Annotated in this window: 11 protein-coding genes; all 11 read right to left on the bottom strand. The window is 71.7% G+C overall.

All coding sequences use genetic code 11. The annotated features are described in order from the left end of the window. Positions 1-12 precede the first annotated feature (12 nt). From ACFO0C_RS31705 to ACFO0C_RS31655, 11 genes are read right to left on the bottom strand one after another with little or no spacing between them, the layout of a single operon-like run. Complete coding sequence (locus ACFO0C_RS31705) at positions 13-1344, bottom strand: NtaA/DmoA family FMN-dependent monooxygenase (RefSeq protein ID WP_378070392.1); 1332 nt, start codon at positions 1342-1344, stop codon at positions 13-15. Then, a complete protein-coding gene (locus ACFO0C_RS31700; protein WP_378070391.1) occupies positions 1341-2345 on the bottom strand; it encodes an LLM class flavin-dependent oxidoreductase in 1005 nt (334 codons plus the stop codon). The genes ACFO0C_RS31705 and ACFO0C_RS31700 overlap by 4 nt, the downstream gene beginning before the upstream one ends. Beyond that, complete coding sequence (locus ACFO0C_RS31695) at positions 2342-3376, bottom strand: aldo/keto reductase (RefSeq protein ID WP_378070390.1); 1035 nt, start codon at positions 3374-3376, stop codon at positions 2342-2344. The genes ACFO0C_RS31700 and ACFO0C_RS31695 overlap by 4 nt, the downstream gene beginning before the upstream one ends. 11 nt (positions 3377-3387) lie before the next feature. Beyond that, the gene (locus ACFO0C_RS31690) at positions 3388-4416 is read right to left on the bottom strand and encodes an aldo/keto reductase (protein WP_378070389.1); all 1029 of its coding nucleotides are present in this window, start codon (positions 4414-4416) and stop codon (positions 3388-3390) included. A gap of 9 nt (positions 4417-4425) precedes the next feature. Then, entirely contained in the window at positions 4426-5625 is a 1200-nt protein-coding gene (locus tag ACFO0C_RS31685; RefSeq protein WP_378070388.1) for an acyl-CoA dehydrogenase family protein, read from the bottom strand. Further along, a complete protein-coding gene (locus ACFO0C_RS31680; protein ID WP_378070387.1) occupies positions 5622-6485 on the bottom strand; it encodes an LLM class flavin-dependent oxidoreductase in 864 nt (287 codons plus the stop codon). The genes ACFO0C_RS31685 and ACFO0C_RS31680 overlap by 4 nt, the downstream gene beginning before the upstream one ends. Then, a complete protein-coding gene (locus ACFO0C_RS31675; RefSeq protein ID WP_378070386.1) occupies positions 6482-7732 on the bottom strand; it encodes an LLM class flavin-dependent oxidoreductase in 1251 nt (416 codons plus the stop codon). Before ACFO0C_RS31675 ends, ACFO0C_RS31680 begins: the two co-directional genes overlap by 4 nt. Then, positions 7729-9357, bottom strand: coding sequence for a dipeptide ABC transporter ATP-binding protein (locus tag ACFO0C_RS31670; RefSeq protein ID WP_378070385.1), 1629 nt, complete (start codon positions 9355-9357; stop codon positions 7729-7731). The genes ACFO0C_RS31675 and ACFO0C_RS31670 overlap by 4 nt, the downstream gene beginning before the upstream one ends. Further along, positions 9354-10166, bottom strand: coding sequence for an ABC transporter permease (locus ACFO0C_RS31665; protein ID WP_378070384.1), 813 nt, complete (start codon positions 10164-10166; stop codon positions 9354-9356). Before ACFO0C_RS31665 ends, ACFO0C_RS31670 begins: the two co-directional genes overlap by 4 nt. Continuing rightward, a complete protein-coding gene (locus ACFO0C_RS31660; protein ID WP_378070383.1) occupies positions 10163-11128 on the bottom strand; it encodes an ABC transporter permease in 966 nt (321 codons plus the stop codon). The genes ACFO0C_RS31665 and ACFO0C_RS31660 overlap by 4 nt, the downstream gene beginning before the upstream one ends. Before the next feature lie 6 nt (positions 11129-11134). Next, complete coding sequence (locus ACFO0C_RS31655; RefSeq protein ID WP_378070382.1) at positions 11135-12850, bottom strand: ABC transporter substrate-binding protein; 1716 nt, start codon at positions 12848-12850, stop codon at positions 11135-11137. Between the last annotated feature and the right edge of the window lie 20 nt (positions 12851-12870).

The following is a 12870-nucleotide window of genomic DNA, read 5'->3' as shown; positions in this document are numbered from 1 at the left end:
CGGCACCAGTGGTCAGACCGTGGCCGGCTCGGATGTCCGGGCCGGCCACGGCAGTTCGTAGCGGCCGCGCAGCGTCGGGTCGGCGTAGTCGCGCTGGAACAGTCCCCGCTCCTGGAGGATCGGGACGACCAGGCGGGCGAAGTTCTCGAAGTCCACCGACGTGTCAGCCGGCATGATCGTGAACCCGTCGGCGGTGCCGGCCTCGAACCAGGCCTGGAGGTCGTCGGCGACCTGCTCGGCCGAACCCACGAGCAGCCGGTGGCCGGAACCGCCCGCGCCCCGCTGGATCACCTCGCGCGGGGTGCGCGGGCCCTCGGCGATCAGCTCCCGGGTGGACACGCTGAACCCCGCCGAGAACGCCCCGTCCGGGATCCCCTCCGGCAGGTCGGCCGGGCTGATCGGATCGTCCGGGCCGAACAGCCCGTCCGGCAGGCCCAGGTTGCGGGTCAGCGCCACGGTGAGCCGCTCGATCGGGAGGGTGTCGTACAGCTCCCGCTCGCGGCGGCGGGCCTCGGCCTCGGTCGCGGCGACCAGCACCACCACACCGAGGGAGATCTTCACGTGGTCCGGGTTCCGGCCGGCCGCAGCCGCACGCGCCCGGATGTCGTCGCGGAACGCCACCGCCTTGCCCCTGGTCTGCGCGACCGTGAAGACGACGTCGGCGAAGTCACCGGCCAGGGCCAGCCCACCGGCCGAGCCGCCGGCCTGCACCAGCACCGGGCGGCCCTGCGGTCCGGCCGGCACCGGCAGCGGCCCGGCGACCGAGAAGAACTCGCCCTCGTGGTCGATCCGGTGGATGCGGTCCAGGTCGGCGTACCGTCCGGTGGCCTTGTCGGCGACGATCGCGCCGGGCTCCCAGCCGTCCCACAGCCGGGTGACCACGTCGAGGAACTCGTGCGCCCGCCGGTATCGGGTCTCCTTGTCCGGGTGCTCGGCCAGCCCGAAGTTCGCGGCGGCGGCCGGGGTGCCGGTGGTGACGATGTTGACGGCGGCCCGGCCCCGGGTGACGTGGTCCAGGGCCTGGAAACGCCGGGCCAGGTTGTACGGCGAGTTGTACGTGGTCGAGCTGGTGATCACCACGCCCAGGTCGGTGGTGATCGCGGCCAGCGCGCCGAGCAGCACGAGCGGGTCGAGTCCGGTGCCGGGCGCCTCCTCGATCTCGCCGCGCAGCGCCGGGCCGTCGCCGAGGAACACCGCGTCGATGCGGGCCTTCTCGGCGACCCGGGCGAGCCGCTGGAAGTGACTGATGTCGAGGTATGCCCACGGGTCGGCGTGCGGGAGCCGCCACGCGTGCCGGAAGTGGCCGGGCGTCATGAGCGACAGGTTGAGGTGGAAGCCGGTCATCGTGGTTCCTTCCGGATCAGGGGCGCCACGTCACGCGCGGCGGAGGTGAGCAGCCGCAGGTGCTCGGCGTGATCGGGCACGCCCGGCACGAAGCTCACCAGCAGGTCGGTGGCGTGTTCCAGCGCCGGGTCGGCGGACAGTGCCGTGGCGATGTCCTCCGGCGGGCCGAGCAGGGCACGGTCGGCGGCCAGGAACCCGTCGACGCTGAGCGAGGCGGCGTTCGAGGCGGACATCCAGCTCTGCCAGCGGCGGACGCCCGGGGTGACGAGCCGTACCGCCTCGGCCCGGTCGGGATGCGGGTAGAGGGCCCGGGACACCTGCACTCGCGGTGGTTCCGGGCGGTCCCACGCCTTCAGGTAGGTGTCGATCCAGCCGGCCTGCTGCCGCTGGGCCTCCTCGACGGTGCCGCCACGCCAGCCGGTCGCGCGGGACAGTTGCAGCCCGTCCCCGGCGCGGGCCGCGGCGACGACCGCCGCCGTGGCCCGCGCCGGATCGCCGCTGGTCGCCTGCCAGAGCCGGCGCCGCAGCTCACGGCCGGGCGGGTGCAGCACCTCGCCCAGGCTGTTGAGCGCGGTGCCGTCGAGCACCTCGTGCAGGCGTGCCACCGAGGCGTCCCACTGGTCGTGCCGGTCGGCCAGGTCCTTCCCGAACGCCTCCCAGGCGCCCGGGAAGGGTCCCGAGCCGACACCCAGTTCCAGACGGCCACCGGCCAGCGCGTCCAGGGTCGCGGCGTCCTCGGCCACCCTGAGCGGGTCCTCGAGCGGCAGCACCAGCACACCGGTGCCGAGCCGGATCCGGTGCGTGCGCTGGGCGATGGCGGCGAGCACCACGAGCGGGGACGAGATGTGCTCGTTGCCCTGCCGGAAGTGCCGCTGGATCACCCAGCCGGAGTCGTAGCCCAGGTCCTCGGCGGCGGCGAACAGGTCGATCGCCGCCGCGTAGGCCTCGGCCGGTGACTCGTCGCCGTCGAGGTGCAGCAGGAAGCCGAGGCGCCGGGTCACAGCTTCAGACCGGTCCCGTGTACGCCGTGCTCGTCGATGAGCGCCAGCTCCTCGTCGGTCAGCGGCGGGAAGTCCAGAGCCTTGACGTTGTGGTCGAGCTGCGCCGTGGAGCTGGCGCCGATCAGGGCCGAGGTGACCTCGGGACGGCGCAGCACCCACTGGAGAGCCAGCTGGGCCAGCGACTGGCCGCGGTCGGCGGCGACCTTGTTCAGGGCGGCGGCCCGCTGCCGGTACACCTCGTCGATGACGTCCGGCTTGAGGAACGCGCTGTTCTGGGCGCGCGCCCCGGCGGGCACGTCACCGTCCAGGTACTTGTCGGTGAGCAGGCCCTGCGCGAGCGGCGAGTAGACGATCAGCCCGAACCCGTCGGCCGCGGCCGTGTCGATCAGGCCACTCTGCTCGGGGCGGCGGTCGAAGATCGAGTAGCGCGGCTGGTGGATCAGCAGCGGGACCCCGGCCTGTCGCAGCAGCCCGGCGATCTCGTGCGCCCGATCGGTCGGGTAGTTGGAGATGCCGACGTACAGCGCCTTGCCCTGCTGGACCGCACTGACCAGGGCGCCGACGGTCTCGTCGATCGGTGTGGTCTCGTCCGGGCGGTGGTGGTAGAAGATGTCGACGTAGTCGGTGCCCAGGTCACGCAGGCTGTGGTCGAGCGAGCCGAGCAGCGACTTGCGGGAGCCGCCCTTGAGATAGGGGCTGGGGCCGATCGGGTTGCCGGCCTTGGTCGACAGGATCAGCTCGTCGCGGTAGGGGGCGAGGTCGTTCTTCAGCACCTGGCCGAAGACCTTCTGCGCGGCGCGGTGCGGGGGGCCGTACCGGTCGGCGTTGTCGAAGCTGGTGATGCCCAGATCGAAGGCGTGCAGGATGATCTCGCGCTGGGTCTCGTACGGGTAGTCCTTCCCGAACTTCTGCCACAGCCCGAACGAGAACGCCGACAGGTCGAGTCCCGAGCTCCCGGTGCGCCGGTACGGGATCCGGTCGTAACGGCCGGGTGCCGCGGCGTACGTCGTCTCGAAGGTTCCGTAGGACATGCTGGTGCCTCTCAGTGGTTACGGCGGAGCTGGGCGGGCTGCAGGGACGGGGTGTCCCGGCCGGTGTCGCGTTCCAGGAACTGTGTGCCCGGGTCGACGATCTCGTCGATCCGGTCGAGGACGGTGCTGTCGAGGTGGACGGTGGCGGCCTTCAGGTAGGCCTCCAGGTGCGCGGCGGTGCGCGGGCCGATGATGACGCTGCTGATCGCCGGGTGGTTGAGGGCGAACCCGACGGCCAGTTCGACCAGGGTCAGCCCGTTCTCCTCGGCCAGCCGGGCCAGGGCGTCGGCGGCGGCGAGTTTGCGCTGGTTGCGCTCGGCGGTGACGTCGAAGCGGCCGGGGATCAGGTCGGCACGGGCCGACTCGGGCTGCCCGGCGCCGATCCGGTACTTCCCGGACAGCCAGCCGGCGGCGAGCGGTCCGTAACTGATCACGCCGACACCGTATTTGCGGACCACCGGGAGGACCTCCCGCTCCACGCCGCGGACCAGCAGCGAGTACGGCAGCTGCTCGGTGTGCGGGGCGATCAGGTGATGCTTCTCGGCCAGCCAGTGCGCCTCGACCAGCTGGTGCGCCGGGAACACCGACGTGCCGTAGTAGCGGATCTTGCCCTGCCGGATCAGGTCGTTCAGGGTCAGCAGGGTCTCCAGCAGGTCGGTGTGCGGGTCCGGCCGGTGCGCCTGGTAGAGGTCGAGGTGGTCGGTGCCGAGGCGGCGCAGGCTGTTCTCCACGGCCTGGACGATCCAGCGGCGCGAGTTGCCGGCGTGCTGCGGGTTGTCCCCGACCTGGCCGTGGAACTTGGTGGCCAGGAAGACGTCGTCACGGCGGTCGCGGATGGCCTTGCCGACGATCTCCTCGGAGACGCCGTGGGCGTACACGTCGGCGGTGTCGACGGCGGTGATCCCGGCGTCGAGGGCCGCGTGGATGATCCGGATGCTCTCGTCCTCCTCCTGCCAGCGGCCGAAGTTCATGGTGCCGAGCGTGAGGGGCCCGATGCGGACCCCGGTACGGCCGAGGACGCGGTCGGTGGGAATGGTCATCACGAGCTCCTAGAACAGTCCGGTGGTGGGCGGGTCCTCGCCGGTCAGGTGGTAGGCGCCGGCGACGGCCGCCTTCCACTGCCGCGGGTTGTGGTTGGCGGCGGTACGGGCGTTGCGCCAGTGCCGGTCGAAGCCGAGGCTCCGGTCGGTGATCGAGGCGCCGCCCACGTCGAAGAGCAGCTCGGCGGCACGCAGCGCGTTCTCGATGGCGATCACGCCGGTCTGCGCGACGGTCACCGAGGCGGCCGCGCCGGCGGCCCGGGCCGCCGCTCCGGTGAGGCCGCGGACCTCCTGCAGGGCCTCCGCGGCGAACAGCACGGCCGCACGGGCCGCCTGCGCCCGGGCGGCGATCTCCCCGACGGTCTGGCGGACGTACGGGTCCTCGGTGCTCCTCGACGCCGAACTGTGCTTGATCGGCCGCGCCTTCTCCCGGACGAACCGGACCGCGTCGTCGAGGGCGGCGGCCGCCACGCCGGCCTGCACCGCGGCCAGGTAGAGCTGCGCGAACCCGCCCTGCCAGGGCACGTCGAGCGAGGCGTTGTCGCGCGGGCTCACCTCGTCGGCGGTGACCCGCACGTTCACCAGGCGGGTGGTGCCGCTCTGGGTGAGCCGTTGCCCGACCGCGTCGAAGTCGTCGAGCCGTTCCACACCGGCCCGGTCGACGGGCACGGTGAACTGCACGATCGTCCCGTCGGCGTGCCTGGCACTGGCCGAGAACCAGGACGCGTAGAGCCCGCCGGTCGAGTAGTACTTCTCGCCGTTGATGACGAAACCGTCGCCGTCCGGCTCGATCGTGGTGTTGACGGCGCCGCCCGCGCCGCCGGTGCGCTCGTTGGCGGTGCCGGCGAACAGGTCACCGGCCCGCAGTCGTTCCAGCAGCAGCTCGCGCTGCGGCAGGTCCGGGCGCCCGGCAACCCGGTTGGCGGTGAGGAAACTGGACCGCAGCGCCTGCGCGACGTTGGAGTCGGCGCGGGCGATCGCCACGATCAGGTCGGCGACGTCGCGGACCGTGCCGCCGGCACCGCCGTCCTCGACGGCGATCCCGACCAGCGTGATCCGCTGCTCGGCGAGGGCGCGGACGTCACCGAAGGCGAAATCACGATCTTCTTCGCGGGTACGGGCGGAGGCGGCGAGCCGTTCCAGGATGGGCTGGGCGGCGGCCCTGATCCCGGCGACGGTCCAGGTGGCGGGGGCGATGAGGTCGGTCATGCGAGCACCGCCAGCGGCTCGGACAGGCCCAGGGCGGCCCGTAGCGTCGGTGGCGGCGTGGCCGCCGGAGAGATCAGATGCGGCACGATCGCGCGCAGCACGGCTGTCACGTCACCGTCGGGCACCAGTTCGATGCCGTCGAGCGAGTGATCGGCGGCCCAGTCGCGCAGGGCCGCCGGGTCGGTCGTCGCGCCGACGGCGATCCGGCCGAAGAGGGCGGCACCACCCCGGTCCACGCCGCCGGGACGGCCGGTGACGATCACGTCGGCGGAGGTCGCGACCGACGCGAGGTCGAGGGTGCCCAGGTCGGCGACGATCACCGGGCGGCCCTGCACCGACGACGGACCGTCCAGCGGCCCGGCGACCCGGTAGAAGGTGCCCTCGTGGTCGATCCGGCGGATCAGGGTGTCGTCGGCGACGATCGCGTTCTCCTGGTCGCCGATCAGCGCCTCCCGCGGGAACGACTCCCACAGCCGGGTCAGCACGTGGGCATACTCGGCCCAGCGCCGCGCCGGGTCGGTCGCGTCGGTGGGGCGGTTCTGGTCGCTGACCTCGTCGCCGTCACCGGGCAGCAGGGCGACGCCGATCCGCCCGGCGGTGGCCCGGTCGAGCGACAGGATCCGGCGGGCCACGTTGTAGGGCGCCTGATGGGTGGTGGGGACCTCCGGCAGGTAGCCGATGCCGGGGTGGCGACCGGCCAGATAGGCCGCGACCACGGTCGGGTCCAGCGCGGCGTCGGTCAGCCGCAGCGCGGCCACCCCGAGCCGGGCGGCCAGGTCGGCGATGACACCGGCCTCGGCCAGCGACGGAACGGCGGGATCGTCGCCGACGGCGATCGTGACAGTGACGGCGAGGCTCATGCGCCGATCACCTCCAGTTGCGGGACGGGTCGCCGGGAGACGGCCGGCGCCGCGGGCAGGCCCAGGCCGAGGTGGCCGCGCAGGGTCGTGCCGTCGTACTCGGTGCGGAACAGTCCGCGCCGCTGCAGCTCGGGGATGACGTGGTCGGCGAAGTCGTCGAAGCCGGACGGCAGCACGTCGGGCATCACGTTGAAGCCGTCGGCGGCGCCGGTGGTGAACCAGTGCTCGATGTCGTCGGCGATCTGCTCCGGGGTGCCGGTGACGATCCGGTGCCCGCCGCCGCCGGACAGCTTCTTCAGCAGCTGGCCGAGGGTGGGCCGGTCCCGGTCGATGATCGCCTTGACGACCCGGTAGAACGTCTGCGAGCCGCCGGCCTCGTCCGGGTCGACGAGCAGTTCGTCGGGGATCGGCTCGTCGTCGGCGAGACCGTCGAGGGAGAAGCCGAGCTGGCCGGCGAGCCGGTTGCGGGCGTACGCGATCGGCAGCACCTCGTCGAGCAGCTCGCGCCGGGCCTTCGCCTCGGCCTCGGTGCTGCCGACGACGGTCGACAGGCCGGGCAGCACGACCACGCCCTCCGGGTCACGGCCGAACTCCGCGGCGCCGGCCCGGATCCCGGCCCGGAACGCGCGGGCGTGCTCGACGTCCTGGTCGGCCGAGAAGATCACCTCGCCGATCCGGGAGGCGAGCCGCCGCCCGTCGCTGGAGCCGCCGGCCTGCACGACGACCGGCCGGCCCTGCGGGGAGGTGTGCACGGTGCGGGCGGCCCACGCGGCGACGACCGCCTCGGTGAACTCGGCCGCCCGCAGGTAGCGCTGCCCGTGCTCGGGCTCGGTGCTGCGGCCGAAGTTGCGGGCGGCGATCGGGCCGGCCGTGGTGACCACGTTCCAGCCGAACCGGCCGCCGCTGACGAAGTCGAGGTCACCGAGGCGGCGGGCCACCTCGACCGGGTCGTTGTACGACGACGACAGCGTCCCGATCAGCCCGATGTGCTGGGTCTGCGCCGCGATCCGGGCCAGCACCGTGGTCGGTTCGAGGTTGTTGCCGGGCCGGTGCCGGACGGTCGGGTCGAGCGACGGCCCGTCGGCGAGGAACACCGCGTCGAGCTTGGCCTGCTCGGCCTTGCGGGCGATCGACGTGTAGTGGTCGATGGTGTAGCTGGCGATCCCGTCGGTGCCGGGGAACCGCCACGAGCCGCCGAAGACGCCCGCGTTGAGGATGTTGACGTTGATGTGCAGCTGACGGGTCATGACAGGCTCCTGATGTCGATACCCGGGACTGCGGCCAGCAGCTGCCGGGTGTAGTCGTGCTCCGGGGCGCGGAGGACCCGGTCGGCCGGGCCGGTCTCGACGACGACGCCGTCCTTCATCACCGTCACGTCGTCGGCGATCAGGCGGACGACCCCGAGGTCGTGGGTCACGAAGACGTAGCTGAGGCCGTACTCGGCCTGCAGGTCGACGAGCAGTTGCAGGATCTGCGCCTGCACCGAGACGTCGAGGGCGCTGACCGCCTCGTCGAGGACCAGGATCTTCGGGGTGAGGGCCAGCGCCCGGGCGATCGCGACCCGCTGCCGCTGCCCGCCGGAGAGCTGGCCGGGCAGCCGGTGCAGGTAGGAGTCGTCCAGGGCGACGGCCCGCAGCAGCTCGATCACCCGGGCGGTGCGGGCGGCCCGGCCCGGCGCCAGCCCGAAGGCCCGCAGCGGTTCGGCGACGATCCGTTCGACGGTGAACCTCGGGTCCAGCGAGGTGAACGGGTTCTGGAAGACGAACTGCAGGTCGCGGCGCAGCTCACGGAGCTGGGCGCGGTTCAGGCCGGTGAGCTCACGGTCGCCGGCGTGCACGGTCCCGGCGTCGGCGGCGGTGAACCCGGCGAGGATGGCGGCCAGTGTGGACTTGCCGGCGCCGGACTCGCCGACGATGGCGTGCGTGGTGCCCCGGCGGACGGTCAGCCCGGCCGCGTCCAGGGCGCGCAACGATCCGCGGCCCCGCAGCCGGTACGTCTTCGTGAGATTGTCGGCGACCAGGACGGGTTCGCCGTCTTCGGGGGCGGGTAGCCGTACCTCCGCGGTGGGTTTGAGACGACCGGCATGCCGGGAGGGCGCCGCATCGAGCAACCGCCTGGTGTATGCCGCCTCGGGTTTCTCCAGGACCTGGGCGACCGGTCCGTGTTCGACGATGACGCCGTCCTGCATGACCAGGATCCGGTCGGAGCGTTCGAGGGCGACGCCGAGGTCGTGGGTGACCAGCAGGATGCCGATGCCGAGGGTCTCCCGCAGCGACACCAGGTGGTCGAGGATGACCTTCTGCACGGTGACGTCGAGGGCGCTGGTCGGCTCGTCGGCGACGATGATCTTCGGCTGGCCGGCCAGGGCGATCGCGATCAGGGCCCGTTGTTTCATGCCGCCGCTGAGCTCGTGCGGGTACTGCTCGAAGACCCGTCCGGCGTTCGTCAGGCCGGCGGTGCGCAGAGCGTCCAGCGCCGCTTCGCGGAAGTCGGGCTTCTCCGGCCGCCGGTTGAAGCGGATCGCCTCGATGACCTGGCGGCCGATCCGCTTGACCGGGTTGAGCGAGGTGTTCGGGTCCTGCGGGATGAAACCGACGTAGTTGCCACGGACCAGCGCCATCCGCCGGTCGTTCCAGCCGGTCACGTCGACGCCGGAGTACTCGATCGAGCCGCCGCTGATCCGGGCCGCCGCCGGGAGCAGGCCGAGCGCCCCCTGGATGAGGGTGGTCTTGCCGGAGCCGGACTCCCCCACCAGCGAGACGAACTCGCCCGGTTCGACGTGCAGCCCGGCGCCGCGGACGGCCGGTGTCCAGTGCCGGCCGGTGCGGTAGTCGACGGTCAGGCCGGTGATATGGAGAAGGGGATCGGTCATCGGCCGTGCTCCTTCCGGAACGAGGTGCTGATCCGGTGGGCGGCGATCACCACGGCGGCCAGGGCGAGGCCGGGCAGGATCGAGGCCCACGGGTGTACGGCCACGAAGTCGCGTCCCTCGGCGACGAGCAGTCCCCACTCCGGCTCCGGCGGTGGCGCGCCGTAACCGAGGAAGCCGAGTGACGCCACCGCCAGCACGGCCGAGCCGATCTCCAGGGCGGCCAGCGCGATCACCGAGCTGAGCGAGTTCGGCACGACGTGGCGCAGCATCACCGCGATCCGGCCGACGCCGACGCCGTAGGCGGCCCGCACGTAGTCCTGCCCGACGACGGCGAGCACCTCCGACCGCATCACCCGGGCGAACGACGCGATCGTGGAGACTCCGACGGCCAGGGCGATGTTGTTCGTCGAGTAGCCGAGGACCGACACCACCACCATGGCCAGCAGCAGGCTCGGGATGGCCAGGAACACGTCGACGACCCGCATGATCGCGGTGTCGACGATGCCGCCGGAGAACCCGGCGACCAGGCCGATCACGGTGCCGGCGCCGAACGCGAGGAGCACCGCCAGCAGCGTCGCGATCAGGGTGGTGCGGGCGCCGTGGACGCTGCGGGCGAACAGGTCACGGCCCAGCCGATCGGTGCCGAACCAGTGGTCGGGACTGGGCGGCGCGAAACTGGCCGAGCTGTCGCCGTCGTACGGGCTGTAGGAGCTGAACAGGTCGGGCACGACCGCCCAGCCGATCACGGTGAGGACGATCAGCCAGGAGATCACCAGGGTCGGGCGGCGCAGGACCTCCAGGCCCCTCATGTCGCCACCGCCACCGGGACCGGCGCGGCGAGGGTGGCCCGCAGCCGCGGATCCAGCAGCGGGTAGATCAGGTCGACGACCAGGTTGATCAGCGCGAAGCTGCCCGCGACCAGCACCACGATGCCCTGCACCAGCGGCACGTCGAGGGTGTTGATGGCGGTCTGGGTCATCCGGCCGATGCCCTGCCGGGCGAAGACCGTCTCGGTGATCACCGACCCGGCGATCAGGTTGCCGAAGGTGATCCCGGCGATGGTCAGCGCCGGCAGGCTGGCGTTGCGGAAGACGTCACCCACGATGATCGCGCCGCGGGTGGCGCCCTTGGCCCAGCTGGTCGTCACGTAACCGGACCGGAACTCGCCGGCGAAACTGCGCACGAGCAGCTGCGCGATCGGCCCGGCGACCGGGATGGCCAGTGTGATCAGCGGTAGGACCAGGCTGGACGGTCCCGCGTCGCCGAACGCGGGGAACCAGCCCAGCTGGAACGAGAACACCTGCAGGATCAGGATGCCGGAGAGGAACACCGGCACCGAGACAGCGCCGGCCGGCAGCGCCTCGACCAGGTTGCGCAGCCACTCGTGCCGGGTCGAGGTCGCCACCAGGGCGATGACGAACGCGAGCAGCAGCGCCAGCGCGAGCGCCCCGGCCGCCAGGATCAGGGTGCTGGGCAGCACGTCCAGGATCGCCTCGATCACCGGCCGGCCGGACTGCACCGAGCTCCCGAAGTCGCCGGCCGCGGCGTGGCCGAGCCGGTTCAGGTACTGGAGGATCACCGGCTGGTTGAATCCGTAGTTGGCGGCGACCTGGTCCCGTACCTCCTGGGGGATGCTGTTGATCTCGGCCGGATCGAACAGCAGGTCCACCGGGTTGGCCGGCAGCACGAAGAGCAGGACGAACGTGACCGTGAACGCGGCCCAGACCACGAACAGGGCCCGGCCGACCTTGAGCGAGGCGTAGCGCAGCACGACCGGCTACCCCTTGTTCTTCCAGGCGTCGACGAAGTGGTTGCGGGACTGCGCGTCGAAGATGATCCCGTGCACGTACGGGGCGTGCGCGATCACCTGCGACGGGTTGTAGATCGGGTTGACCAGCGCGTACTTCTCGATCAGCAGGTCCTGGGCGGCCTTGGCGTACTCCTTGCGCCGGGCCGGGTCGAGGGTGCTCTCCAGCTTCCCGAGCGTGTCGGTCACCTCGGCCACGTCGATCCCGGTGGACGCCTCGGCCAGGTAGGTGACGTTGCCGACCTTCGGGCTGTACTGGAGGTTCAGCACCGCCGGGTCGTTGCGGGACCGGTTGCTGGCGGTGACGTTCCAGTCGGTCGTGGCCTTGGCGATCGCGGCCGCGTAGTCCGGGATCGGCACCACGGTCAGTCGCAGGTCGACGCCGATCTTCTTGAGGTCCTGCTGCACCGACTCGTAGGCCGGCTTGTTGACCACCAGGTTGCTGATGCCGAGCAGCTTGACCTCGAGACGCTTGCCGTCCTTGACCCGGATGCCGTCCGCGCCGGGCGCCCAGCCCGCGTCGTCGAGCAGCTTCTTCGCTCCGTCCGGGTCGAACCGGAGAGCCGAGCCGCTGTGGTCGACGTAGCCGGACACCGACCTGTGCAGCACCGAGGTGGCGATCGAGTACGAGTCGGTCAGCACCGTCTTCTCGACGGCCGACCGGTCCCAGCCCCGCTGGATCGCCTTGCGCACCGCGATGTCGTTCGTCGGGAACAGAGACGTGTTGAAGTTGAACAGGATCGCGGTCCCGGAGACGCCCCGGCTGATGATCTCGAAGCCCTGCGCCTTGAGCGGTGCCTCGTCGGTGGTGCCGACGTCGAGGGTGGCGTCGATGGTGCCGGAGGCGAGCGACCCGGTCCGTACGCTGGCTTCCGGGATGGTGTTGAAGACGACCTTGTCGAGATAGGCCTCGCCGTCGTGCTTCAGCGCCGGCGGCGACCAGTGGTATCCGGGCCGCTTGACCAGGACTGTCTTGACCTGCTCCTGCCACGACTCGTAGACGAACGGCCCGGTCCCGATGATCTTCTTCGGGTCGGACCGCTCCTCGGCGCTCAGCTTCAGTGTCGCCGGCGACAGGAAGCCGGGCTGCGCGTTGGCCGTGAACGACGACGCCTGCAGGAAACTGGCCAGCGGCTTGGCGAATCTGACGACCGCGGTGTACGGGTCCGGGGTGGCCGTCTCGATGTAACCGGACAGCAGGGTCGCCCCGTTCGGGTTGATGCCGAGTTTCTCGTCGCCCCGCACGTACTGGTCGAAGTTGGCCTTGACCGCGGCCGAGTCGAAGGGCGCGCCGTCGCTGAACGTCACGTCCTTACGCAGTTTGAAGGTGAACTCGGTGAGCTCGGTGTTGTAGGTCCACGACTCGGCCAGCCACGGGGTGATCTCGCCGGTCTGCGGGTCCTGCCAGGTCAGCTTGTCGGTGATGTTGTTGCCGATGAGCGACTCGGCGTAGTTGGTTCCCCACTGCGGGTCGGGGCTGCGCTGGTAGTCGATGAGCGCGAATTCGAGCGTGCCGCCGCGCACCGGGGTGTCGCCGGCGGCGGCGCCGTTTCCATCGCTGTCACGGGTGACGGCGAAACCGACGCCGACGGCGAGCAGGACGGCGGCCGATGCGGCGCCGGCGATCCAGGGCCACCGGCGGCGGGCGGGGGAGGCGTTCTCGATGACGGTACGGAGGTCGGACATGCGGGCCTCTCCTTGTGTGA

Origin of the sequence: Actinoplanes subglobosus, from assembly GCF_042650585.1 — a bacterium.
GTDB classification, from domain to species: domain Bacteria; phylum Actinomycetota; class Actinomycetes; order Mycobacteriales; family Micromonosporaceae; genus Actinoplanes; species Actinoplanes subglobosus.
The sequence above is the reverse complement of the archived record's forward strand: the minus strand, read 5'-3'. Positions and strand labels throughout refer to the sequence as shown.

Coding starts and splice junctions, on each gene's coding strand:
- ACFO0C_RS31685 (WP_378070388.1), bottom strand. CDS start 5,625: ATGACCGACCTCATCGCCCCCGCCACCTGGACCGTCGCCGGGATCAGG.
- ACFO0C_RS31655 (WP_378070382.1), bottom strand. CDS start 12,850: ATGTCCGACCTCCGTACCGTCATCGAGAACGCCTCCCCCGCCCGCCGC.
- ACFO0C_RS31670 (WP_378070385.1), bottom strand. CDS start 9,357: ATGACCGATCCCCTTCTCCATATCACCGGCCTGACCGTCGACTACCGC.
- ACFO0C_RS31695 (WP_378070390.1), bottom strand. CDS start 3,376: ATGTCCTACGGAACCTTCGAGACGACGTACGCCGCGGCACCCGGCCGT.
- ACFO0C_RS31705 (WP_378070392.1), bottom strand. CDS start 1,344: ATGACCGGCTTCCACCTCAACCTGTCGCTCATGACGCCCGGCCACTTC.
- ACFO0C_RS31665 (WP_378070384.1), bottom strand. CDS start 10,166: ATGAGGGGCCTGGAGGTCCTGCGCCGCCCGACCCTGGTGATCTCCTGG.
- ACFO0C_RS31675 (WP_378070386.1), bottom strand. CDS start 7,732: ATGACCCGTCAGCTGCACATCAACGTCAACATCCTCAACGCGGGCGTC.
- ACFO0C_RS31690 (WP_378070389.1), bottom strand. CDS start 4,416: ATGACCATTCCCACCGACCGCGTCCTCGGCCGTACCGGGGTCCGCATC.
- ACFO0C_RS31680 (WP_378070387.1), bottom strand. CDS start 6,485: ATGAGCCTCGCCGTCACTGTCACGATCGCCGTCGGCGACGATCCCGCC.